General features: G+C 74.1%; 17 protein-coding genes. 5 read left to right on the top strand and 12 right to left on the bottom strand.

What is annotated here, in order from left to right; genetic code table 11:
- Positions 1-274 precede the first annotated feature (274 nt).
- Positions 275-790 carry an acyl-CoA thioesterase gene (locus A4R25_RS19950; RefSeq protein ID WP_030501344.1) on the bottom strand — a complete coding sequence of 172 codons (516 nt, stop codon included), beginning with the start codon at positions 788-790 and terminating at the stop codon, positions 275-277.
- 23 nt (positions 791-813) lie between these two features.
- On the opposite strand from A4R25_RS19950, the gene A4R25_RS19945 reads away from it, so the two are divergent.
- Entirely contained in the window at positions 814-1,467 is a 654-nt protein-coding gene (locus A4R25_RS19945; RefSeq protein ID WP_064447700.1) for a hypothetical protein, read from the top strand.
- A gap of 52 nt (positions 1,468-1,519) precedes the next feature.
- On the opposite strand, the gene A4R25_RS19940 is transcribed toward A4R25_RS19945, so the two are convergent.
- Positions 1,520-2,683, bottom strand: a complete 1,164-nt coding sequence (locus A4R25_RS19940) for an acyl-CoA dehydrogenase family protein (protein WP_043326488.1) — start codon at positions 2,681-2,683, stop codon at positions 1,520-1,522.
- Positions 2,684-2,931: 248 nt separating this feature from the next.
- Between A4R25_RS19940 and A4R25_RS19935 the strand changes: the two genes are divergently transcribed.
- Complete coding sequence (locus A4R25_RS19935) at positions 2,932-4,359, top strand: UDP-glucose/GDP-mannose dehydrogenase family protein (RefSeq protein ID WP_043326489.1); 1,428 nt, start codon at positions 2,932-2,934, stop codon at positions 4,357-4,359.
- Positions 4,360-4,520: 161 nt separating this feature from the next.
- Positions 4,521-9,428 carry an SCO7613 C-terminal domain-containing membrane protein gene (locus tag A4R25_RS19930; RefSeq protein WP_064447699.1) on the top strand — a complete coding sequence of 1,636 codons (4,908 nt, stop codon included), beginning with the start codon at positions 4,521-4,523 and terminating at the stop codon, positions 9,426-9,428.
- Between the two features lie 407 nt (positions 9,429-9,835).
- Here the strand turns inward: A4R25_RS19930 and purE are convergent, their stop codons facing one another.
- The 6 genes from purE to mca form a co-directional block, all read right to left on the bottom strand.
- The gene (gene purE / locus A4R25_RS19925) at positions 9,836-10,327 is read right to left on the bottom strand and encodes a 5-(carboxyamino)imidazole ribonucleotide mutase (RefSeq protein ID WP_043326491.1); all 492 of its coding nucleotides are present in this window, start codon (positions 10,325-10,327) and stop codon (positions 9,836-9,838) included.
- Positions 10,327-11,484 (bottom strand): 5-(carboxyamino)imidazole ribonucleotide synthase, encoded by a 1,158-nt coding sequence (locus A4R25_RS19920; RefSeq protein ID WP_064447698.1) that lies wholly within the window; start codon positions 11,482-11,484, stop codon positions 10,327-10,329. The genes purE and A4R25_RS19920 overlap by 1 nt, the downstream gene beginning before the upstream one ends.
- A 64-nt stretch (positions 11,485-11,548) precedes the next feature.
- Entirely contained in the window at positions 11,549-13,585 is a 2,037-nt protein-coding gene (locus tag A4R25_RS19915) for a thioredoxin domain-containing protein (protein WP_064447764.1), read from the bottom strand.
- A 50-nt stretch (positions 13,586-13,635) separates the two neighbouring features.
- The gene (locus tag A4R25_RS19910; RefSeq protein WP_064447763.1) at positions 13,636-16,125 is read right to left on the bottom strand and encodes a bifunctional diguanylate cyclase/phosphodiesterase; all 2,490 of its coding nucleotides are present in this window, start codon (positions 16,123-16,125) and stop codon (positions 13,636-13,638) included.
- Between the two features lie 222 nt (positions 16,126-16,347).
- Positions 16,348-16,632 carry a hypothetical protein gene (locus A4R25_RS19905; protein WP_043326501.1) on the bottom strand — a complete coding sequence of 95 codons (285 nt, stop codon included), beginning with the start codon at positions 16,630-16,632 and terminating at the stop codon, positions 16,348-16,350.
- Positions 16,633-16,680: 48 nt separating this feature from the next.
- Positions 16,681-17,562: a mycothiol conjugate amidase Mca gene (gene mca / locus A4R25_RS19900; protein WP_043326504.1), complete on the bottom strand. Its 882-nt coding sequence runs from the start codon at positions 17,560-17,562 to the stop codon at positions 16,681-16,683.
- 238 nt (positions 17,563-17,800) lie between these two features.
- Here mca and A4R25_RS19895 point away from each other — a divergent pair, with 238 nt between their 5' ends.
- Both A4R25_RS19895 and greA read left to right on the top strand, forming a co-directional pair.
- Positions 17,801-18,235 carry a DUF4307 domain-containing protein gene (locus A4R25_RS19895; RefSeq protein WP_043326506.1) on the top strand — a complete coding sequence of 145 codons (435 nt, stop codon included), beginning with the start codon at positions 17,801-17,803 and terminating at the stop codon, positions 18,233-18,235.
- Positions 18,236-18,379: 144 nt separating this feature from the next.
- Positions 18,380-18,880: a transcription elongation factor GreA gene (greA, locus tag A4R25_RS19890; protein WP_043326508.1), complete on the top strand. Its 501-nt coding sequence runs from the start codon at positions 18,380-18,382 to the stop codon at positions 18,878-18,880.
- Between the two features lie 151 nt (positions 18,881-19,031).
- Here the strand turns inward: greA and ilvA are convergent, their stop codons facing one another.
- The 4 genes from ilvA to A4R25_RS19870 form a co-directional block, all read right to left on the bottom strand.
- A complete protein-coding gene (gene ilvA, locus A4R25_RS19885) occupies positions 19,032-20,252 on the bottom strand; it encodes a threonine ammonia-lyase (RefSeq protein ID WP_064447697.1) in 1,221 nt (406 codons plus the stop codon).
- On the bottom strand, positions 20,249-21,079 hold the full coding sequence (locus A4R25_RS19880) for a DUF4328 domain-containing protein (protein WP_231915585.1): 831 nt from the start codon (positions 21,077-21,079) through the stop codon (positions 20,249-20,251). The genes ilvA and A4R25_RS19880 overlap by 4 nt, the downstream gene beginning before the upstream one ends.
- A gap of 147 nt (positions 21,080-21,226) precedes the next feature.
- Positions 21,227-22,639, bottom strand: a complete 1,413-nt coding sequence (locus tag A4R25_RS19875) for an amidase (RefSeq protein ID WP_064447695.1) — start codon at positions 22,637-22,639, stop codon at positions 21,227-21,229.
- Between the two features lie 16 nt (positions 22,640-22,655).
- The gene (locus A4R25_RS19870) at positions 22,656-23,798 is read right to left on the bottom strand and encodes a cystathionine gamma-synthase (RefSeq protein WP_043326515.1); all 1,143 of its coding nucleotides are present in this window, start codon (positions 23,796-23,798) and stop codon (positions 22,656-22,658) included.
- Between the last annotated feature and the right edge of the window lie 39 nt (positions 23,799-23,837).

Here is a 23,837-nt window from a genome sequence, read left to right as displayed (position 1 = left end):
CGTGGCGCCATCTTGCCCTACCTCGTGCCGCCATTGTCCGCGCCGGGCACGGCGCACGGGGCGTGGCCCGCCCACACCCCGCACCCCCACCCCATGTGGCCCGCGTGTAAGGAAGGGCCCCCTGTTAACGCCTCCGGTAGAGAAAGGGCCCCTTGTTAACACCTCGCCCTCCGCGGGTGTCCAGGCGCCGGTGGAGGCGGCGTGTGTCGGCGGGGGTGTTAATAGGGGTCCCCTCCTCTACCGGAGGCGTTAACAAGGGGCCCTTCCTTACACCTCAGCCGGCGCGGTGGGCCTGGATCGCCCGGCGGCGGGCCAGCCGGTGCGCCCGCCGGATCTCGGCCTCCCGGAAGCGGCGCTCGTCCTCCGGCGTCTCCGGCAGCACCGGCCGGACCGGACGGGGCGTGCCACCCACGTCGACGCCCACGAAGACCAGGTACGCGGTGGCGACCCGGACCGGTTCCTCCTCGGCCGAGTCCCAGCGCTCGGCGACCACCTTCACGCCGACCTCCATCGAGGTGCTGCCGGTCCAGTTGATCTGGGCGTGCGCGTGCACGAGGTCGCCCACCCGGACCGGCTCGGAGAAGACGATCTCATCGATGGAGGCGGTCACCGCGGTGCCGCCACTGTGCCGGGCCGCCGCCGCGCCAGCAACGTCGTCCACGAATTTCATCAGTACCCCACCGTGCACGGTCCCGTACAGATTGACATCGACCGCGGTCATGATGCGACTGAGCGTGACGCGGGAGTACGAGGTCGGCTTACCCGGCGGGACCGCGGGATGATCTGTCATGCCGAAAACGGTACGGTGCGCGGATGCGACATCTCTGGAGCTTCCTCGCCGGGTTGGCGGTGGCGCCCGTCACCTGGGTGCTCGTCACGCTCGGTCAGGACGGATCTGAGCGGACCGTCGACCGCTGGGTGGAGATCGGGACGTACAGCACGCCGAACCTGATCGAGCCGGCCGTCTATCTGGGCGTCGCCGGCATCCTGCTCGGCCTGCTCGGCACGTTGCGCTTCTCGCCGCTCGGCCCGCTCGTGGCCGGCCTGCTGCTCGCGGTCCCGTACCTCGGGCTGTTCGTCGCGCCGTTCAGCGTGCGGGACCGGGTGCCCGGTGACCTGAAGCTGCTCGGTGACCCGCTGCCGCTGCGCGACCCGCTCGACAACGGCACGCTGTTCCTCATCGGCGTGCTGCTGCTGATGGCCGTGTTCAGCACGAGCCGCTGGCGGCGTCCCGCCACACCCGCGCCGGCCGAGGCGGAGCTGACCCCGGCCGCCGCGCCGGTGGAGCACAAGCCGACGCTCACCGACTGGCCTCCGGCGCCGGCGAAGGACCCGGACACGCCACCGCTCACGCTGGCGTACCCCGAGAGCCCGACCGAGCCGCTGCCCCGCCGTACCGGCGGCGAGTCGCCGTGGTCCGCCCCGCCGCGCGGCGCGGGCCGGCCGGAGGGCACCGAGAGCCGTTGAACGAGCGCGGGCGGGCCGGTGTGCACCGGCCCGCCCGCCCGAACGCCTCCGGTCAGCCCTTGAGCAGCTGACGGGCCATGACGATGCGCTGCACCTGGTTGGTGCCCTCGTAGATCTGGGTGATCTTGGCGTCCCGCATCATCCGCTCGACCGGGTAGTCGCGGGTGTAGCCGTAGCCGCCGAGCAGCTGGACCGCGTCGGTGGTGATCTCCATGGCGGCGTCCGAGGCGAAGCACTTCGCGGCCGCGCCGAAGTAGGTCAGATCCGCGTCGCCGCGCTCGGACCGGCCGGCGGCGGCGTACGTGAGCTGCCGGGCCGCCTCCAGCTTCATGCCCATGTCGGCGAGCATGAACTGGATGCCCTGGAAGTCGGCGACCGGCTTGCCGAACTGCTTGCGCTCCTGGACGTAGCCCTTGGCGTAGTCCAGCGCGCCCTGGGCGATGCCGACGGCCTGCGCGGCGATGGTGACCCGGGTGTGGTCCAGCGTCTTCATCGCGGTGGCGAAGCCGGTGCCCTCGGCGCCGATCATGCGGTCGGCCGGGATCCGTACGTTGTCGAAGTAGACCTCGCGGGTCGGCGAGCCCTTGATGCCGAGCTTCTTCTCCGGGGCGCCGAAGCTGACGCCCGGGTCGGACTTCTCCACGACGAAGGCGGAGATGCCCTTCGACCGGGCTGTGGGATCGGTCACGGCGAAGACGGTGTAGTACTCGGAGACGCCCGCGTTGGTGATCCACCGCTTCACGCCGTTGAGCACCCAATGGTCGCCGTCGCGTACCGCCTTGGTGGTCATCGCGGCGGCGTCGGAGCCCGCCTCCGGCTCGGAGAGGCAGTAGGAGAACATGCCCTCCCCGGCCGCTACCGGAGTCAGGTACTTGCGCTTCAGCTCCTCGGAGCCGGCCAGCAGCAGCGGCATGGTGCCCAGCTTGTTCACCGCCGGGATCAGCGAGGACGAGGCGCAGGCCCGCGCCACCTCCTCGATCACGATGGCCGTGGCCAGCGCGTCCGCGCCGGCGCCGCCGTACTCGACCGGGATGTGCGGGGCGTGGAAGTCGGCGGACCGCAGCGCCTCGTAGGACGCCTTCGGGAACTCACCTGTCTCATCGGCCTCAGCGGCATGCGGTGCCACCTTGGCCGCACAGACCTCACGGACCGCCTCCCGGATCGCCTCGTGCTCCTCCGGCAACCGGTAGACGTCGAACGACTGCTCTGCGGCCATGTCGGCCCTCCCCTTTCACCGCTATCATGCGCAGTCTGTACCGCCCGGGGGCCGAAGACTGCCGCAAACTGAAGGATAGCCACCGGCCCCTGCCGGACCTTACCGGCGGGTAGGCTCGCGCCCGAGCGTCGCCCGCCCGGCCCCACTACCCTCACAGCAGAAATTCAGTTCCCTCGGTGCCCGGCCCAGGCGCCCCCAGCAGAATGCGACGCATGGAAGCGCCGCCAGTGCGAGCGGAGAAGACAGGCGTGACGATTCCGTACCCGAACACCCAGCCGATGCCCGCCATCGCCGCGGTGACCCCGCCGTCCGGCGCCCCCCGCCCCCGGGTGACGTTCCTCGGCACCGGCTACCTCGGTGCGACCTACGCCATCTGCTACGCCGAACTGGGCTACGAGGTGCTCGGCTTCGACGTCGACGCAGACAAGATCGCCAAGCTGAACGCCGGTGAGGTGCCGATCCACGAGCCCGGCCTCGACGAGCTGCTGCGGCGCAACCTGGCCGCGGGCCGGCTGCGATTCAGCACGGACATCAACGAGACCGCCGACTTCGGCGACGTCCACTTCATCTGCGTCGGCACCCCGCAGCGGGCCGACGGCATGGGCGCCGACCTGTCGTACGTCGAGGCGTCCGTGACCAGCCTGGCCCAGCACCTGACCCGTAAGGCGCTGATCGTCGGCAAGTCCACCGTGCCGGTGGGCACCGCCGAGTGGGTGGAGCAGCTCGTCGGCAAGCACAGCCCGGCCGACCTCGGCGTCGAGGTGGCGTGGAGCCCCGAGTTCCTCCAGGAGGGCTTCGCCGTCGACGACGTGCTGCGTCCGAACCGGATCGTGGTCGGCGTCAAGAGCGAGTGGGCCAACGGCATGCTCTACGCCGCGCACAAGGGCGTCTTCGACCTCGCCGCCACCGAGGACCGCGAGGTACCGCTCGTGGTCACCGACTTCGCCACCGCCGAGCTGGTCAAGGTCGCCGCGAACGCGTTCCTCGCCACCAAGATCTCCTTCATCAACGCGATGGCGGAGGTCTGCGAGGCCGCCGGCGGCGACGTCACCCAGCTGGCCCGCTCGATCGGCTACGACCCGCGCATCGGCAACCGCTTCCTCCAGGCCGGACTCGGCTTCGGCGGCGCGTGCCTGCCCAAGGACATCCGCGCCTTCCAGGCCCGCGCGCAGGAGCTGGGCGCCGGTGAGGCGCTGCGCTTCCTGCACGAGGTCGACCTGATCAACCTGCGCCGGCGCAGCCGCGTCGTGCAGCTCGCCGCCGAGTTGCTCGGCCGCCGCTCCGGCCCGGCCGGGCCGGACCTGTCCGGCACCCGCGTCGCGGTGCTCGGCGCCACGTTCAAGCCCAACACCGACGACGTACGCGACGCGCCGGCGCTCGCGGTCGCCGCGCTGCTCGGCAAGGCCGGCGCCGACGTGCACGTGTTCGACCCGCAGGGGATCGAGAACGCGCGCCGCGCGGTGCCCGAGCTGACGTACGAGGAGACCATGAACGACGCCGTCCGCGGCGCCGACCTGGTCTGCGTACTCACCGAGTGGGCCGAGTTCCGCAACGCCGACCCGGTGGCCCTGGGCGAGCTGGCCAACGGCCGCAAGGTGGTCGACGGGCGCAACTGCCTCGACTCCACACTGTGGACGCAGGCCGGCTGGGAGTACCGCGGCATGGGCCGCCCCTGATCCGCTGACCGCGCGGACCGGCCGCCGGGAACGTCTCCCGGCGGCCGGTCCGCTTTTTGTTGTCCGGAACGCGGCGGCAACTGTCGAAATCCCGGCCCACTCAAGGCATGCTGCCTCTGGGAGGTCCACAGTGCGAGGGCACGGGCGGACGGGAGACTGTCGTGGAGAGCTTCAGGTGCGCCTCGTGCGGGCAGGACATCAAGCCCGCCGTCGTCTGCCCGCACTGCGGCGCGCACCAGCCGCAGTGGGCCGAGCACCTGGCCGACATCGAGCGCTCGATCGCCGAGATGAAGGCCCGCGACGCCGAGATCGCCCGGGAACAGCGGCAGATCGCCGCCAAGATGCAGGCTGCCCTCTTCCAGCGGGACATCCTGGCGCACGCCGGTGAGGAACGGGTCCGGCAGGCCACCCGGCCGCGCCGGGTCCTGCGCCGCCGGCCCGGCCGCCGCCCGCCCACCGCCGCCACCGGCGCGCCGCCCCGGGTGCCCCGCCAGGGCACCTCGCCGCCCGGGCCGCCGGAGGACCTGCCCCCGTCGCCGCCGCGCGGTCGCCCCCGCTGGCTCGATGCGGACGACCCGGAGCACCCGCCCGAGGCGTCCTCGCGCGAGGTGCAGAACATCCCGCTGGGGCTGGGCGCGCTCCTGCTCGGCGTCGCCGCGGTGGTCTTCGCGGCGGTGGCCACCAGCTCGATGGACGCGCTGGCGCGTCTCGGCGTACTGCTGGTGGCGACGGCGCTGATGCTCGTCGCCCCGCCGGTCCTGGCCCGGCGCGGGCTGACCTCCACCGCCGAGACCGTCGCCGCGGTCGGGTTGCTGCTGGTGCCGCTGGCCGGGTACGCGCTCTGGGCCGTGGACCGGATCGGCGGCGACGGATCAGGTGCCGCGTTCGCCGGGACGATCTTCCTGGTCACCACGCTCGTCGCCCTGGGGTACGCGTACGGGACGGGTCTGCGCGCGCCACGCTTCGCCACAGTGCTCGCCGCCCAGCCGGTGCTGCCGCTGCTGGCGTACGAGCGGATCACCGGGCCGGTCGGCTGGGCGCTGGTGCTCACCGTGGTGGCCGTGCTCGACCTCGCGCTCGTCCGTTCCGCTGTGGTACGTGAGCGGCCGGTCCGGCGTGACCTGCCCGCCACCGCGCCGACCCTGCCCGTCCCGCCCCGGCAACGCGCCGACGAGGACCGGCCCGAGTCGGCGCCGGAGGAGGTCGGCGAGGTGCTCGGCGGGGACGCTCCCCCGGAGCCGGCCGCCACCGCCCGGCCGGTGCCGTGGCTGCCCGAGCTGACCTGGCTGCTGCACGGCGTGGCGGTCGCTGTCGCGCTGGCGTACGCGGTCACCGGCCTGCTGCGCGCCGCCACCGTCCCGCCGGCCGCCGCATCGGGCGCGGTGCTGCTGCTCGCCGCCCTGGTCGCGCTGGCCGGCACGCTCGTGCTGCGCCGGCCGCCGCTGCCCGATGTCGGCGCCGGCATCCTCACGCTCGCGGTGATCGGCGCGCTCGGCCGGGTCGCCTCGGTGGCCCTGCCGGGCCGGTCCCTGCTGCTGATCTCCGCCGTCATCGCGCTGACCGGGCTCGCCGTCCGGGCCGTACCGGAGGCGGCCCGGCGGGGTCCGCAGCTCGCGTCGGCGGTGGCGCTCACGGTCAGCGGCCTGGTGGTCGCCGGTGGCGCGCTGCGCGCCGGGCTGGCGCCGCTCCGGGCCGCGCTGCCGGCCTGGTCGGCGGACCTGAGCGGATGGCACGCCGAGCTGGCCCGGGCGGTCGGCCCGACCGGCTGGCAGCTCGCCGCCAGCGCGCTGCTGCTCACCGTCGCCGCCGTGATCGCGCTGCCGCCCGAGATCCGGCGTGAGTTCGCGGTGGTCGGCGCGGCGCTCACCGCGCTCGCCGTACCCGCGTCGCTCGGCCTGGGGTGGGCGGCGGCCTGCTGGCCGATGCTGCTGACCGCGGTCGTCGTCGGTGTGCTCGGCCTGAGCGCCGGCACCGAACGCGCGGCGGTGACACACGCGGTCACCGCGGCCGGGCTGGGCCTGATCGGCGCCGGCGCCGCGCTCGCCCGGCCGGCGCTGACCGCCGCAGCGCTGACGCTGCTCTTCCTGGCCGGCGCGCTGGTCTCCCTCGCCCCTCGGGTCCGGCTCGCCGCCGCCGCGACCGACACCGTCTGCGCCTGGGCGGCCGGCGGCGCGGCGTTCGCACTGCCGGGCGCCGTCGCCGCGTTCGTCGCCGCCACCGCGCCGACCCCGCCGATCGCCACTCCGGCGAACCTGCGCGAGATCACCGTTCCGATCCTCGCGGCGAGCTTCCTCGCCGTCTGCGTCACGCTCGGCTACGCCGCCCTGGTGCAGGTGGCGCAGCGGCACCTGAGCATTCCGCACGCGCTGGGCACCGTGCTCGGCACGGTGGCCGTCGCCGCCGCCGCGTTCGGCGCGCCGGGCGCGACCTCGGCGGACGCCTGGGTGGGCAGTCTGCTCCTGGTCGCCGCCGCGCTGCTGGCGCTCGCGCCGCGCATCGACGCGGGGCGCCGCGCCGACATGTCCCTGGACGGGTCCGACCTGGCCCTGGCCGCCACCACCGTGGCGCTCGTCGCCACGCTGGCCCGGATCGCCGCGGTGCTCGCCCCCGGCGGTCAGCTCGTGGTGGCCTCCGCGCTGGTGCTGCTGGTCGCGGTGGCGGCCCGGGCGCTGCCGGAGGAGTGGCGGCGCGGACCGATCCTCGGCATCGCCGCCGGTGGCCTGCTCCTCGGCCTGATCGCCGCCTGGAGCGCGCTGCGCGGCGGGCTCGGCGTGCTGGCCACCCCCGGCCCGATCTGGGCCGGGGACCTGAGCGGGTGGCCGGCCGCGCCGACGGGCGGGTCGACCTGGCAGGCACCGGTCGCGCTGGTGCTGCTCGCGGTGACCGCCGCCGTCCTGCTGCCGGCGCCGTGGAAGTACGACGTTTCTGGCCTGGCCGTCGTGCTCGCCACGGTGGGCGCGCCGGCCGCGTTCGAGTTGCCCTGGTGGTCCCCGGTGGTGGTGGGCGCAATGGTGGCCACTGTCTACGGCATGGCGGCCGTGGCCGCTGTCGATCCCCGGGCCTCGCTGTCCCGGGCCACGGTGGCCGGTGTGGTCGCGCTGCACGCGGCCGGGGCGGGACTGGTCCGCCCGGGGACCACGGCGCTGGCGCTCGGCAGCATCGCGCTGATCGGGGCGACGGTGGCCGCCCTGGCCCGTACGCTCGCGCCGTCGCTCGTGGACGACGTACGCGCCGAGGGCATGCCGCCGCACCTGGTGCAGGTGGGCGGCGCAGGCGCGGGCGCCGCGGTGCTCGCCCTGCCCGGCGCGGTGGCCGCCCTGGCCGCCGCGTTCGGCCACCCGCCCCAGGTGGTGCTGACCGCCGCGCTGGCCGCCACCAGCATCGGTCTGGCCGCGATCGCGGCCGCGCGCCGGTACGTGCCGCAGTACCTCCCGTTCGCCAGCGTGGCGGTGGTCGGCGCGGCCACCGTCACCGCTGCCGCCGCGCTCGCGGTCGGCCTGCCGGCGGGCGTGTTCGCCGCCGCCGCCGCGCTGCTCGGCGTGCTCGCCGAACTGGTACGGGCCGCCACGGTCCCGCCCGCCGGCTCGGCCCGGCCGGTACGCCGCTGGACCGTCCTGCTGAACGGGGCGATGCGACGTGACCCGGACGATCCGGTGCTGCGCTGGCGGGTCAGCCCGGCCGCCGGCGCGCTCGCCGCCGCGGCGTTGCCCACCGCGCTGGCGCTGGCCACACTGGCGCCCGCGCTTGTGGTGGCGTTGTTCTCGCCGTTCGCGGTGCTGAGCCGGGTGTGGCAGGGGCCGCCACCGGAGCTGCTGACCCCGCCGGCGAACGCGGTGAATCCCACCCACGTGCTCACCGCGCTGCTGCTCACAGTGACAGCGGCGCTCGCCGCCACCGGGTTCAGCGGGGGCCGGCGGTCCCGTGCGGTGCCGGTGATCCTGCCCGGGGCGGCGGTCACGCTGCTGATCACGCCGGTGGCGCTCGGCCGGGGCTGGCCGGTGACCGCGCTGGCCGCGCTGGCGGTGTTCACCATCTCGATGCTCGGCCTGGCGCTGACCCCACCGCCGGCGCTGGCCGAGCCGGGCCGGTCGATCCGGGTGGCCCGGGTGCTGGTCTTCGCCCTCGGGCTGGCCGCCGGTGGCGCCGGGCTGGCCGGCAGCCTCGCCACCAGCGACCTGACCGTGTTCACGCTCGGCGGCGCGGTGGGCGTGGGCGCCGTCGCCGCGCTGTTCGGCACCACCCAGCGCGCCCGCATCCTGGGCTGGCTGTTCGGCTCGCTGATGGCGCAACTCTTCGTGCTCACCGTCGGCCTGAAGTCCGGGCTCGCCGCGGTCTGGTCCGCCTTCGGGGTACTCGCTGTCGGCGCGGCGTTGCAGGTCTTCGCCGCCACGCTGCCCCGGCTGCGCCGCCCCGAGGCGTACCGGGAGGCGGCCACCGTCGAGTGGAGCGGCTTCGGGGCGGCGCTCATCGCGCTGGCCCTGGCGTACGACTCGCCCCGGCACATCGCCGCGCTGCTGGCCGCGTGGGGCGCGGTCCTCGGCGTGGCGGCCACCCGTCCGGGGCGCCGGCCGATGGAGCGCAACCTGCTGTTCTGGGCGGTAGTGGCCTGCGAGATCAGCGCCTGGTGGATCCTGATGCGGGTGGCCGACGTGGCGCTGCCGGAGGCGTACACGCTGCCGTTCGCGGCGCTCGCCCTGCTGGTCGGGGTGCTGCAACTGCGCCACCGGCCCGACCTGTCGAGCTGGGTGGCGTACGGCCCGGCGCTCGTCACCGCTTTCCTGCCCACGCTGGCGATCGTGATCGCCACCGACTCCAGCATGCTGCGCCAGGTGCTGCTGCTGCTCGGCGCCGTCGCGGTGCTCATCTTCGGCTCGACCAGCCGGCAGCAGGCCCCGGTGATCGTGGGCGCCGCGGTGACCGCGATCGCGGCCGTGCACGCGCTGTTCAGCCTCGGCCCGTGGCTGGTGCTGATCCCGGTCGGCATCGTGCTGCTGGCGCTGGGCGCGAGCAACGAGCGTCGCCGCCGCGCCCAGGAGCGCCTGCAGACCGCGCTGCGCGGCATGCGGTGAGCCGATCGGGCCTGGCGCTGCCGGGACCGCCCGACTCACGCCCGACTCGCCCGCCGCCGGGCCGCGTGCCCGCCGGTCCGCGGCACCTCACCCAGCCGGTCCGCAGCGCCCTGCCCGGCCGGCTCGCGGCGTCTCCCCGGCCGTTCAGTCCGGTCACACTCCGTGTCGAAGTGCCGGGGCGGGCGGGGCACCTCTCTGCCGACTTTGCTCTGCAGCCACGAAGGCAACGGTCACCCACCGTGACGAGTGCCGTTGCGGAGCCAATTTCGAGGAAACGCAGAACCGCAGTTCAAGGCCGCGCTGCGTCGATGGCTGCAGAGCAAAGTCGGCGGAGGGCACAAACAGCCGCCCGCCCAGCCGGTCACGCTCAGCAACCAACCGAGTCAAGCACGAAGAGTGACGAACGGTCAGGTGAGGGAGGCGCGCAGCGCGGCTTCCTTCTCGGCGACCAGATCCTCCAGGCTCGCCTGGTAGGCGGCCATCCTGTCGCGCAGCACCGGGTCGGAGGCGCCCAGGATGCGTACCGCCAGCAGGCCGGCGTTGCGGGCGTTCCCGATCGAGACGGTGGCGACCGGCACACCGGCCGGCATCTGCACGATGGACAGCAGCGAGTCCATCCCGTCCAGGTACTTCAGCGGCACCGGGACACCGATCACCGGCAGCGGGGTGACCGAGGCGACCATGCCGGGCAGGTGGGCCGCCCCGCCCGCGCCCGCGATGATCACCTGAACGCCCCGACCGGCGGCGGCCCGGCCGTACTCGATCATCTTGCCCGGGGTGCGGTGCGCCGAGACCACGCCCACCTCGTACGGCACGCCGAACTCGTCCAGCGCCTCGGCGGCGGCCCGCATGACCGGCCAGTCCGAGTCGCTGCCCATGATCAGCCCGACGGTGCTCATCAGTGCCCCTCCTGGAGCCAGCGGGCGGCACGCGCGGCCCGGGCCCGTACGTCCTCAAGGTCGTTGCCGAGCACGGTGACGTGCCCGATCTTGCGGCCGGGGCGGACCTGCTTGCCGTACAGGTGGACCTTGGCCCCGGGCTCGGCGGCGAACAGGTGGTGCAGCCGCTCGTCGATGGAGATGCCGCCCGGCTCGCCGCCGAGCACGTTCGCCATCACCACGACCGGCGCGGTCAGCGAGGTGTCCCCCATCGGGTAGTCGAGGACCGCCCGCAAGTGCTGCTCGAACTGCGAGGTCCGGGCCCCCTCGATGGTCCAGTGACCGGAGTTGTGCGGCCGCATGGCCAGCTCGTTGACTACCAGCCCGGACGGCGTGTCGAACAGCTCCACCGCGAGCAGGCCGACCACACCGAGCGCGGTCGCGAGGTCGATGGCGAGCTGCTGCGCGGCGACGGCCTGCTCCTCCGGCAGGTCGGGCGCGGGCGCCAGCACCTCGACGCAGATGCCGTCGCGCTGCACCGTCTCCACCACGGGGTACGCGGCGACCTGCCCGAACGGCGACCGCGCCACCTGCACGGCCAGTTCCCGGCGCAGCGCCACCCGCTCCTCGACCAGCAGCGGCGTGCCACCGGCGAGCAGCGTGGCGGCCAGCTCACCGGCCGCGCCGGCGTCGTCGACCATCCAGACGCCGCGCCCGTCGTAGCCGCCCCGGGCGGCCTTGAGCACCACCGGCCAGCCGGTCTCCTCGCCGAAGGCGATCAGGTCGGCCGGGGACTCCACCGGACGCCAGGCCGGGTTCGGCGCGCCCAGCTCACCGAGCCGTTCCCGCATCACCCGCTTGTCCTGCGCGTGCACCAGCGCCTCGGCCGGCGGGAACAGCTTCACGCCCTCGTCGGTCAACGCGCGGATGTGCTCGTTGGGCACGTGCTCGTGGTCGAAGGTGACCACGTCGCAGCCCTTGGCGAACGTACGCAGCGCGGCCAGGTCGGTGTGGTCGCCGTACTGGACGTCGGCGGCGACCAGCGCGGCGCCGTCGTCCGGGGCGAGCGCCAGCACGCGCAGCGACTGGCCGAGGGCGATGGCGGCCTGGTGGGTCATCCGGGCGAGCTGGCCGCCACCCACCATGCCCACGACGGGGAGACCGGTACGGGAGTCCATAGCGCCGCCAGCCTATAAGGGCCGGTGCCGGGCCGGACCGCGAGGGCGGCCCGGCCCGCTCCGCTCAGCCGAGCTGCGCGACCAGCTCCTCGACGCCGGTCACCGGCCGCTGGCAGACGAAGCCCCGGCAGACGTACGCGGCGGGCCGCCCGTCGACGAACGGCCGTCCGGCCAGCAGCGGCACGCCGGGCTGGTCCGGGGCGCCGGCCACCACCACCGCGCCGGGCGGGGCGTGGCGCCGGGCGGCGGCCACCAGCGGGTCGCCCTCCGGGTCGCCGGTCGCCACCGCGATCTCGTACGGCCCGGACAGCAGCGCCTCGCCGACAGTGGCGGCATAGCCGGTGAACCGGGCGTGCCGGTCGACGATCGGCGCGACAGTCGACAGCGTCTGCTCGGCCGCCTCCCGGTAGCGGGTCTCCCCGGTCAGCGCCGCGTACGCCACGAGCGCCGCGACGATCGCCGAGCGGCCCGACGGGGTCGCGTTGTCGGTCGGGTCGGCGGGCCGGGTGACCAGGCGCTCGGCGTCGTCGGCGGTGTCGTAGAAGGCGCCGTCCGGGCCGGCGAACCGGGCCAGCGCCACATCTAGCAGCTCACCGGCCAGGCTCAGCCACCGCCCCTCGCCGGTGAGCTGGTGCATCGCGCAGAACGCCTCGGCGACGCAGCCGTAGTCCTCCAGCACACCGGCCGGCTCGCCCACGACCTTGTCCCGGGAGACCCGGCGCAGCCGCCCGTCCACCACGTGCACGGTGGCCAGGTGCTCGGCGGCGTCCCGCATCGCGCCGTCGGAGACGATCAGCACGCCGTCCATCAGGTTCGCGTCCTCGTCGTCCGGGGACACGAGCAGCGCGGCGACCTGCTGGAACTCGGCGATGGCGGTGATCGCCAGCCCGTTCCAGGCGGCCACCACCTTGTCGTCGCGGGCCGGCTGCGGGCTGGTGTCGCGGGCGGCGAGCAGCCGGCCCACCACGTCCTGCCAGCGGGCCCGCACCGCCGGGTCGGCGTCGTCGACGTCCCGGGCCAGCCGCAGCACGCTGCTGCCGTGCTCGAACGTGCCCTCGGCGGTGACCTCGAACAGGTCGGCGGCGAACCGGCCGTCGTCGGCCCCCAGCACCTCGACGAGCTGGTCGGGCGTCCAGACGTAGGTGAGCCCCTCGACGCCCTCGGTGTCCGCGTCCAGCGCCGAGGCGAAGCCTTCACCGGCCCGGTGCAGCTCGTCGGCGAGGAACCGGGCGGTGTCCCGGGCCACCCGGCGGGCCAGCCCGTCGCCGGTGAGCCGCCAGAGCTGGGTGTAGACGCGCAGCAGCAGCGCGTTGTCGTAGAGCATCTTCTCGAAGTGCGGCACCGTCCAGTGGCCGTCCACCGAGTAGCGGGCGAACCCACCGGCGAGCTGGTCGTTGAGGCCGCCACGGGCCATCGCCTCGCAGGTGTGCCGGACGATCTCCAGGCTGCGCGCCGAGCCGGTGCGCTGGTGGTGCCGGAGCAGGAAGAGCAGGTTCATGTGCGGCGGGAACTTCGGCGCGCCGCCGAAGCCGCCGTTCGTCTCGTCGTACTCCCGGGCGAGCTGACTCGCGGCGGCGTCGAGCAGGTCGGCGGTGAGCGGCGCGGTCACGCCGCCGACCGCCTGCGCGCCGCCGATCGCCTCGACCACGGCGGCGCCCTGCCGCAGCACCGCCTCGCGCTGGTCGCGCCAGGCGGTGGCGACCGAGCCGAGCAGGCGGATGAAGTTGGCTCGCGGGAAGTACGTGCCGCAGAAGAACGGGGTGCCGTCCGGCGTCGCGAAGACGGTCATCGGCCAGCCGCCCTGCCCGGTCATCGCCTGGGTGGCGGTCATGTAGACCGCGTCGACGTCGGGGCGCTCCTCGCGGTCGACCTTCACGCAGACGAAGTCGTCGTTCATCAGCCGGGCCACTGCCTCGTTCTCGAACGACTCGTGAGCCATCACATGACACCAGTGGCAGGCCGCGTAACCGACCGAGATCAGCACCGGCACGTCGCGCCGGTTCGCCTCGGCGAACGCCTCCTCGCACCACGGCCACCAGTCGACCGGGTTGTCGGCGTGCTGGAGCAGATAGGGCGAGGTGGCCTTGGCGAGTCGGTTCACCACCCGACCCTATCCACCATCGCCTTCCGACGCCGCCGGTGCGGCAGGCGTCAGGATGCGCCGTCGGCGCGCAGCGGGAAGACGTTGCCCCGGGCGCCGTCGCGCAGCGACCCGAGCACCGCGGCGATCTTGTCGGCGGGCATCGGCTTGAAGAAGTGGTAGCCCTGCGCGGCTGTGCAGCCCAGCTCGGCCAGCGCGGTGCGCTGCTCGGCGGTCTCGACGCCCTCGGCCACGACCCGCAGCCCCAACTCGTGGGCCAGCCCGACGGTGGTCCGGACGATCGCCGCCGCCTCGGGCGAGTCGGCCATCCGGAGCACGAACGACCGGTCCACCTTCAGCTCGTCCACGGCGATCCGGGTGAGGAACGTCAGCGAGGAGAAACCGGTGCCGAAGTCGTCCACCGCGAGCTGCACGCCCATGGCGCGCAGCGTGGCCAGCACCTCGTCGATGATCTCCAGCTCGCTCATCACCACCGTCTCGGTGATCTCCAGGACCAGCCGGTGCGGCGGGACCTGGTGGCGGCGAAGCGCCTCGTCGATCTCGGCGGGCAGTCGCGGGTCGAGCAGGCTGCGCGCGGACAGGTTCACCGAGATGGGGACGTCCAGCCCGTCCCGCGCCCACGCGGACGCCACGGCCAGCGCCTTGTCCAGCACGTACCGGGTGAAGCTGCCGAGCTGCTCGCTGTTCTCCACCGGGCGGATGAAGTCGGCCGGGCCGAGCCATCCCCGGCGCGGGTGCCGCCACCGGATCAGCGCCTCCACGCCGGTCGGCGCGCCGGTGGCCAGGTCCACCGCCGGCTGCAACGCCAGGACCAGCTGGTCGTCGGCGGCCAGCGCCTCCCGCATCTCCGCGAGCAACGCCAGGTGGTCGGTGCTCGCCGCGTCGCGGGAGCTGTCGTACGCGGCGACGCTGCCGCCGCCCTCCTTCGCCTGGTACATGGCGATGTCGGCGCGCCGCAGCAGCTCGGTCAGGTCGGCCGCGCCCGCGTCGGCCACCACCACGCCCACTGCCACCTCGACGGACATCCGTACCCCGGCCACCTCGGTCGGGGCGGCGAGGCGTTCGGCGACCTCCCGGGCCTGGCGCAGCGCGTACGCCAGCGGGGCCGTCCGGTCCTCGACCATCGGCACCGAGGTCAGCAGCAGCGCGAACTCGTCGCCGCCGAGCCGCCCGAGCAGGTCGCCCGGCCGGGTCAGCGCGGCGAGGCGGCTGGCGGTGAGCCGCAGCAGCTGGTCACCCGCCGAGTGCCCGAGCGTGTCGTTCACCTCCTTGAACTGGTTCACGTCGAGCAGCAGCAGGGCCACCGGGTGGTCGTGCGGGCGCTGCCGCAACGCCTGGTCCCCCTTGGTGAGCAGCGCCGCCCGGTTCAGCAGGCCGGTGAGCTGGTCGTGCACCGCGTCGTACGACGAGCGGGCGGTGACCAGCCGCAGCTCCCGATGCGTGGCGGCGTCGTGCAGGGCGGCGGCGAGCGCGTCCCCGAAGGCCGCCACGCCGTCGCGTTCCCGTGCGCTCGGCGGGGCGGACCGGGCGAACCGCACCCGCAGCCGGCCGACCTCGGCGGAGCCCACGACGAGCCGGCGCATCAACTCGTGCTCGGCGACGCCGGCGCACCCGGCGGGTTCCACCTCCCGGTCCCGGACCTGCCCGCCACGGTCGGCCCGGTACCGGCGCCAGCGTCCCTCGCCCCGGGCCACGTCGACCTCGACCAGTTCGGCGCCGAACAGCGTGAGCGCGCCGGTCACCGCGGCGGTCGCCACGCCCCGCTCGTCGAGCTGGTTGAGCGCGGCGGTGGCCTCGGCGAACGCCCGCCAGGTCCGGCGCTCCTGGTCGGCCCGCAGCCGGTGCCGGTAGGTCTGCTGGAGCAGCCAGAGCGGCGGCGGCAGGAGCAGCAGCCAGCGCGCGTCGAGTTCGAGAAGCGCGACGACCACCAGGCCGACCGCCACGTTGCCGACGAACATGAGCAGCTTGCCGCGCAGCGCGGCGAACAGCGGCGGCCCCATCGGGATGCCGTGCCGCAGCGCGAGCGTCACGGCGCCCAGGAAGGCGGTGGTGAGCAGGTACGTCACCGCGGCGGCGGTGAGCGTGAGCGCGAGTTCCGGGGTGGGCGCGGCGAGCAGCGGCGGGCCGAGGGCGGTCGCGACGGCCGCCGCGAGCGCGGTGGCGGCGGTGAGCGAGCCGGCGATCCCCGCCAGTTCCAGGGCCGGTCGACGGTCGGAGACCACCGACATCACGGTCCAGGCGGTGCCCACGCCCAGCAGGGCGGCGGCCGGAAGCCAGCCGGCCGGCACCAGCCAGAGGCAGACCACCAGCGCGGCCTCGCCCCAGGTGATGCTCACCATCCCCGACGCGGTACGGAAGCGCAGCCGGGCGAGTTGGGCAACCGCGAACGCGACAGTGGCGATGCCGAACCGCGCCGGGCCGGGCAGCGGGTGGTCCACCGGGAGGTGCGGCGGGACGACCAGGCCGAGGACGGCGGCCAGCAGACCGGTGAACGCGACCGCGACGGTCAACACGACGACGCCCGTCGGCGTCCCGCGCAGGCCGACCCGGTCCGGGGGACGGTCGGCCGGCTCGGTGGTCACGGGGCCGCCCCGTCACCGGGCCGGGCGGAGGCATGGCCGGGGGCCGGTGCTGCCTTCGACATCGGCGTCCCCCTTCCGCGCAGGGTCCGGGGCCTGACGGTCCCCCCGGCGGAAGGCTAAGCCAAAGCCGGTGGTCGCAACAGGGGGCGACGACCGGCTTGGGCGTGATTCACGCGGTGTTCAGCTGTTCCGTCGCTGCTGGGAGCCGCTGGGCGTGTTCGTCGGTGAATCCTGCTCGACGAGCCCTTCTGTCGGATCGGCGACTGCGGAATCGGCCCGGCCCGGGGTGCCCTGGTGCGGGAAGCGGTCGGGCAGCCGGCGCAGCCGGGCGTTCATGTTGCGGATCAGCAGGACGGTGACGGTGGCCAGCGCAACGATGAGGAAGAGGCCCATCGGACCGGCCAGACCACCCGTGCGGGTGTCACCGAAGTTGTTCTGTGCGAGCACCTCGACGGCGGTCAGCATGGTGTTCCTCCGATGTGCGACTGCGCACCAGGGTAGACCCCGGCCCGGTCAGTGGGCACGGCACGCCTCCCGTACGCCCGCGAAGAGGTCGGACTCGGGCAGCGGGCTGTCCACCAGCGACCGGGCGAGTTGGAAGTCCTCCGTCGGCCAGGCGCGCTTCTGCAGCTCCATCGGCACCTGGAACCAGAACCCGTCCGGGTCGATCTGGGTGGCGTGGGCGCGCAGGGCGTCGTCGCGGACCGGGAAGTAGTCGGCGCACTCGACCCGAGTGGTGATCCGCGCACCCTTGTCGGGGCGCTCGTCCCAGCGCTTCATCCACTCGCCGTACGGCGATTCGAGCCCGGCTTCGAGCACCGCCTCGTGCAGGCTCATGATCTTGGCCCGGGAGAAGCCCACGTCGTAGTAGAGCTTGAGCGGCTGCCACGGCTCGCCCAGCTCGGGATGGCGCTCCGGGTCACCGGCCGCGTCGAACGCCGCCACGGTGACCTTGTGGGTCATGATGTGGTCGGGGTGCGGGTAGCCGCCCTCCTCGTCGTACGTGGTGACGACGTGCGGGCGGAACTGCCGCATCAGGCGCACCAGCGGCGCGGCGGCGACGTCCACGTCCTGCAGGGCGAAGCAGCCCTCCGGCAGCGGCGGCAGCGGGTCGCCCTCGGGCAGCCCGGAGTCGACGAAGCCGAGCCACGCCTGCTCGACGCCGAGGATCGCCCGGGCGGCGTCCATCTCGGCCCGCCGGATGTCACCGATGTTGGCCCACACGTCGGGGCGGTCCATCTTCGGGTTGAGCACGCTGCCCCGTTCGCCACCGGTCGCGGTGACGACGAGGACGTCCACCCCCTCGGCGACGTATTTCGCCATGGTGGCGGCACCCTTGCTCGACTCGTCGTCGGGATGGGCGTGCACCGCCATGAGACGCAGCTGTTCTGCCACCTTCGGCGCTCCTCGTCTGTGCCCGCCGACCACCCTCCGGTCGGCTGACCTGCCGGAATCTCCCCCCGCGCCCGCGAAAGCCCCCGTGACGGCCGGTCGGGGGCCGCCACCGGAGTGGCCAGGGCCACGCCCGCCGGTCCAGGCCGACCTGCCATCCTTGACTCAGCGCCGGGCTGGGAAGATGGACCTAGCCATTCTTGCCGATGCCGCCGACAACAACGCCAGGAGATACCCGCCGGTGAGCGAGACGCACGCCACAGTCGCCGCGGAGGCGCCGGTCTACCCGCCCGGCCGGTACGGCCGACGCCGGGAGCCGGGGCGCCGCCGGCCGGTCCTGCTCGCCCTGACGGTGGCGGTCCTGCTCGCCGTCCTCGGGCTGGGCGCGGCGAAGCTCTACTACCAGTACGGCGACCCGGAGTACCAGGGCGAGATGATCAGCTACTCCGACATCACCGACTCCCGGGTGACAGTCGACTTCCGGGTCACCGTGCCGCCGGGTGGCTCCGCCACCTGTCTGCTGCGGGCCCGCTCGCACGACGGCGCCCAGGTGGGCAGCATCGAGACCACTGTGAGCGCCGAGCCGGGCCAGCGCCACATCCGGACCCGCCAGGAGGTGCCCACGAGCGCCCGGCCGTTCATCGGTGAGGTGTTGCGCTGCCGGCCGGCCGGCTGAGCCGGAGCGCCGGCGAGCCGCCGGCAACCGCACCCCGGTCCCGTCGCCGGCACCGGGGTGATTGAGCACACCTCGACGTGTGCGGCACTGGTAGCCTTGCAAGTTCACCTGTCAGCCAGTCCGCACCAACCGAGGAGACCGCCTGTGTCCACAAATGGAAACGAGGCGCCCGCCACCTGGCTGTCCCAGGACGCCTACGACCGTCTGCAGGCAGAGCTCGACGAGCTGATCGCCAACCGGCCGGTCATCGCTGCCGAGATCAACGCCCGGCGCGAGGAGGGCGACCTGCGGGAGAACGGTGGCTACCACGCCGCCCGCGAGGAGCAGGGCAAGGCCGAGGGCCGCATTCTCTACCTCAAGGAGCTGCTGCGCACCGCCAAGGTCGGTGAGGCTCCGGACACCGACGCGGTGTCGCCGGGCATGGTCGTGACGATCTACTTCGACGACGACGCGGACGACAGCGAGACGTTCCTGCTCGGCTCCCGGGAGATCGCCTCCACCACCGACCTGACGGTGTACAGCCCCGAGTCCGCGCTCGGCCAGGCCATCCTCGGCGGCAAGGCGGGGCAGACCTGCACCTACACCGCGCCGAGCGGCGCCGATATCAAGGTGACCATCGTCTCCTTCGAGCCGTACAGCGGCTGACCTTCCGGACCCGCGCCGGATGGCTCGGGTCCCGAACCCGACCGAGGCTGACAGGCTCCTCGGACCCGAGCCGCACACCCGAACGCCCCGACCGGATCATCCGGCCGGGGCGTTCGCGTTCCGCTGTGACGTCGGTGTTCCACCGAGGGGCTCAGCCCTCGCCGGTGAAGACCACCTGGTAGCCGCTGGCCCGCAACGCGCTGATCAGGGTGTCCGAGTGCTCCACCCCGCGCGTCTCCACGGACAGGGCCACCTCCACCTCGCCCAGGCGCAGGTGCGGGTTGGCCCGCTGGTGCACCACGTCCACCACGTTGGCGCGGTGCTCGGCGATCTCGCCGAGCAGCGAGGCGAGCTGGCCGGGCCGGTCGACGCAGCGCACCGTGATCCGCAGGAAACGGCCGGCCGCCGCCAGACCGTGCTCGATCACCCGGAGCATGAGCAGCGGATCGATGTTGCCGCCGGAGAGCACCGCCACCACCGGCGCGGTCACCTCAACCGCGCCGGACAGCAGCGCCGCCACCCCTACCGCGCCGGCCGGCTCGACCACCTGCTTGCCGCGTTCCAGCAGCATCAGCAGCGCCCGGGAGATGTCCTCCTCGGAGACCGTGACGACGTCGTCGACGAGCTTGCGGACGTGGGTGAAGGTCAGCTCCCCCGGCCGGCCGACGGCGATCCCGTCGGCGATCGTCGCGAAGGAGGGCAGGCGTACCGGCTCGCCGGCCCGCAGCGAGGGCGGGAAGGCGGCGGCGCTCGCCGCCTGGACCCCGATCACCCGTACGTCGGGACGCAGCGCCTTGGCCGCCACCGCCATCCCGGAGACCAGTCCGCCACCGCCCACCCCGGTCACGATGGTGCGCACGTCCGGGCACTGTTCGAGGATCTCCAGCGCGACGGTGCCCTGACCGGCGATCACGTCCGCGTGGTCGAACGGGTGGATGAACACCGCACCGGTCCGCTCGGCGAAGGTCTGCGCCGCGACGAGCGACTCGTCCACCGTGTTGCCGACCAGCTCGACCTGCGCGCCGTACCCCTTGGTCGCGGCGACCTTCGGCAGCGGCGCGTTCACCGGCATGAAGACGGTGGCGTGCGCGCCGACCAGCCCGGCGGCGAGCGCCACCCCCTGGGCGTGGTTGCCGGCGCTCGCCGCGACCACGCCCCGGCCCCGCTCCTCGTCCGAGAGGCGGGAGATCCGCACGTACGCGCCACGCACCTTGTACGACCCGGCGCGTTGCAGGTTCTCGCACTTGAGCCAGACCGGCCCGCCGAGCGCGGCGCTGAGCGGCCGGGACGGCTCCAGCGGGGTGGTACGGGTGACACCGCCGAGCAGTTCCCGCGCAGCTTGAACGTCGGCGAGACCGACCAGTTCCGTCATGCCCCGATCGTGCCACCCGGCCCCGGTGGGATTTGCGCCGACGTGGCCGACGGCGCGGGCGGCACCGGCGCGACGGAAGCGGGCCGGTCGGCGTGCCCCGGCCCGCCCGGCTGACCCGGCCACGCCTGCTGACCCGGCCACCCCTGCTGACCCGGCCACGCGGGCACGGCCCGGGCGAGCCGGTCCTGCTGGGCGGCGGAGATCCGGCGGATCAGCACGACGAACGCGATCCCGGCGACCAGGCAGGCCAAGGCCGGCACCAGCCGGGGCGCGAGCGCCTCCTCGTAGTAGCGCACGTACGTGCCGAACTCCGCGTCGTTGCGGGGCAGCTCGGTCAGCCGGTCGTACCGCTGCTGCTGCGCCTGCGCGACGAACCGGTCACCGATCAGGAACACCAGCCAGCTCACCCACCACACCCCGACCAGCCACGACTGGCGGCGCTGCCAGACGCTGTTCCGGAGCAGGTCGGCGAGCACCCGGGCCGGCACCACGAGGTTGGCGAACGGCACCAGCCAGCCGGCGATCGCCCACGCCGGGCTCAGGCTCGGCACGGCGCCCGGGAAGGCGTCCAGGTTCTTGCGCGCCCGCCAGGTCCAGATCACCACGAGCGTCCCCGCGGTCAGCAGGGCGAGCAGGTAGGGCAGGGTGAACAGCACCTCGACCAGCACCGCGCCGAGCAGCACGTCCCGGTCGAGCTGCTCGGCGGCCGAGCGGGCCATCCGCACACCAACCAGCGGGAACAGAGCCGTGAGCAGGTAGCACAGGGTGGCGGCGCCGACCGCGGACGCCCCGGCCACCGCCAGTCCGCGCACGCCGTACGTGGGCACGCCGGGACTCACGGCGGGTTGGCCGACGCGCGTACCGCAGCGCTGGCACTCCTCAAAGGCCGGGGACGTGGCGTCCCCGCAGGTCTGGCAGTTCATCGGGGACCGTCCGAGTTGGTGTGCGCGACAGGGTGCGCACACGCTAGACGATCACGCCGTGGCCGGCGACCCCGTTCCGACGCGGGGGTAGCCGGGGGCGTGCCGCGCCCACGGCGCCTGCATCTCGAACTGACCGGCCACGCCGAGCAGCAGCAGCTCGGAGCCGGGCGGGCCGACGAACTGCACGCCCACCGGCAGCCCGTCCGGGCGGCGGCCGACCGGCACCACGATCGACGGCAGCCCGGCGATGTTCCACGGCGCCGCGTACGGGGCGTACCTGATGTTCGCCGACATGTTCGCCAGCCAGGAGCGGCCGGACCAGCCGGCGGCCTCCGGCGGCGGCCCGGCCAGCGCCGGGGTGAGCAGCAGGTCGATCGAGTTGTCCGCGAAGAAGTTCACCGACCGTTCGCGCCAGGCCGCCCGGTCGGCCTCCCGCACGTACCCCCGGCGCTGCGCCCACTCGCCGAGCGTGACGTGCCGGCGGCTGCGGCGCTGGAGCTGGCGCGGGGCGATCCCGGCGGCGCGCACGTCGGCGGCGGCCGCCGCGAACCAGGTGGCGATGCCCTGCAGGCCGAGCCGGGTCGGGTAGACCGGGTCGGTGGGCACGGTGTCGTGACCGGCGGCGGCGAGCAGGCGGCCGGCGGCGGCCACCGCGTCCCGGTTCGGGGCGTCCGGCGAGACGCCGCGCACCGGCGAGCGCAGCGAGACGCCGACCCGTAGCCGCGCCGGCGGGACCAGCTTGTCCGGCCGGCGGCCGGCCAGCACCGAGAAACCGACCACCGCGTCGGCCACGGTGCTGGTGAGCATGCCGTGCTCGGTCAGGCCGAACCAGTCGTCCGCGCCGAGCTGGCAGGGCACCACGCCCCGGCCGGGCTTGAGCCCGACCAGGCCGCAGCAGGCCGCCGGGATGCGGATCGACCCGAGGCCGTCGTTGCCGTGCGCCATCGGCACCAGCCCGGCGGCCACCGCGGCGGCCGCGCCGCCGGAGGAGCCGCCGGGGGTACGCGCCGGATCCCACGGGTTGCGGGTGGCAGCGGTCTCGTCGTCGGTGAGCGCCCACAGGCCCAGTTCCGGCATCCGGGTCACGCCCAGGATCACCGCGCCCGCTCCGCGCAGCCGCCGGACCACCTCGTGGTCGGCCTCCGCCACCGGTGTACGCATGGCGGCCGACCCGTTCCACGTGGGCAGGCCGGCCACCGGCGTGTTCTCCTTGACCGCCACCGGCACGCCGGCGAGCGGGAGGTTCGCCAGTTCCTCCTGCTCGTCGACCTTCTCCGCCTCGGTGATCGCCTCACCGCCGCGTACCGTGCGGAACGCGGCCAGGTCGGCGTCGACCCGGGTGACGTGATCCAGGTGGTCGGCGACGACCTGGGTGGCGGAGACGTCGCCACGGCGTACCGCCCGGGCGATCTGTTTCGCGGTCGCACCGACCCACGTCGTCGGCAAGATCTCCGGCACTGCCACCCTCCCCAGCCAGCGGTCAGCCCAGGGCCTGCTCCAGATCGGCGAGCAGGTCGTCGACCGTCTCGATGCCGACAGACAGTCGCACGAGATCGCCGGGAACTTCAAGCGGCGAGCCCGCAGCGCTTGCGTGTGTCATCCGGCCCGGGTGCTCGATCAGGGACTCGACGCCGCCGAGCGACTCGGCGAGCACGAACAGCCGGGATCGGTTGCAGATGTCCACGGCATGCTCCTCGCCGCCCGCCGCGCGGAACGAGATCATGCCGCCGAACCGCCGCATCTGCTTGGCGGCGACCTCGTGGCCGGGGTGCGAGGGCAGGCCCGGGTAGATGACCTGCGCGACCTTCGCGTGGCCGTCCAGGTAGGCCGCGATCCGCTCGGCGTTGTCGCAGTGCCGGTCCATCCGTACCCCGAGGGTCTTGATGCCGCGCAGGGTGAGCCAGGCGTCGAACGGGCCGTTGATCGCGCCCATCGCGTTCTGGTGGTAACGCAGCTCCTCGCCGAGCGCCCGGTCCGCCGCGACGAGCGCGCCGCCGACCACGTCGGAGTGTCCGCCGACGTACTTGGTGGTGGAGTGCACCACCACGTCCGCGCCGAACGCGATCGGCTGCTGCAGGTACGGCGAGGCGAACGTGTTGTCGACCACCAGCAGCGCGCCGGCGTCGTGCGCCACGGCGGCCAGCGCCGCGATGTCGGCGATGCCGAGCAGCGGGTTGGTCGGCGTCTCCACCCACACGATCCGGGTGGCGCCCGGGCGGATCGCCGCGCGCACGGCGTCCGGGTCGGAGACCTTCGCCGGGGTGTAGTCAAGCCCCCAGCGCTCGGCCACCTTGGCGAACAGCCGGTAGGTGCCGCCGTACGCGTCGTCCGGGATCACCACGTGGTCGCCCGGCTTGCAGACGGTCCGCAGCAGCGTGTCCTCGGCGGCCAGGCCACTGGCGAAGGCGAGTGCCACCTGGCCGCCCTCCAGCGCGGCCAGGCACTCCTGGAGCGCGTCCCGGGTGGGGTTGCCGGAGCGGCTGTACTCGTAGCCCTCGCGCGGCGCGCCGACGGCGTCCTGGGCGTACGTGCTGGTCTGGTAGATCGGCGGAATCACCGCGCCGGTGCGGGCCTCCGGGGCCTGACCGGCGTGGATGGCGAGTGTGTCGAAGCCGTGCCTCATGCCGCAGACGTTAGTCCGCCCGCTTCCCCTTTGCTCCCG

It is taken from the genome of Micromonospora sp. NBRC 110037, assembly GCF_001652995.1.
In the GTDB taxonomy this organism is placed as follows: Bacteria; Actinomycetota; Actinomycetes; order Mycobacteriales; family Micromonosporaceae; genus Micromonospora; species Micromonospora chalcea.
This window is presented reverse-complemented; position numbering and strand designations above follow the sequence as displayed.

Bases quoted from the DNA above. Each gene is read 5' to 3' on its own strand.
- ilvA (WP_064447697.1), bottom strand. From the start codon at position 20,252: ATGACGGAACTGGTCGGTCTCGCCGACGTTCAAGCTGCGCGGGAACTG.
- A4R25_RS19870 (WP_043326515.1), bottom strand. From the start codon at position 23,798: ATGAGGCACGGCTTCGACACACTCGCCATCCACGCCGGTCAGGCCCCG.
- A4R25_RS19905 (WP_043326501.1), bottom strand. From the start codon at position 16,632: ATGCTGACCGCCGTCGAGGTGCTCGCACAGAACAACTTCGGTGACACC.
- A4R25_RS19950 (WP_030501344.1), bottom strand. From the start codon at position 790: ATGACAGATCATCCCGCGGTCCCGCCGGGTAAGCCGACCTCGTACTCC.
- A4R25_RS19940 (WP_043326488.1), bottom strand. From the start codon at position 2,683: ATGGCCGCAGAGCAGTCGTTCGACGTCTACCGGTTGCCGGAGGAGCAC.
- A4R25_RS19920 (WP_064447698.1), bottom strand. From the start codon at position 11,484: ATGGACTCCCGTACCGGTCTCCCCGTCGTGGGCATGGTGGGTGGCGGC.
- purE (WP_043326491.1), bottom strand. From the start codon at position 10,327: ATGAGCACCGTCGGGCTGATCATGGGCAGCGACTCGGACTGGCCGGTC.
- A4R25_RS19945 (WP_064447700.1), top strand. From the start codon at position 814: ATGCGACATCTCTGGAGCTTCCTCGCCGGGTTGGCGGTGGCGCCCGTC.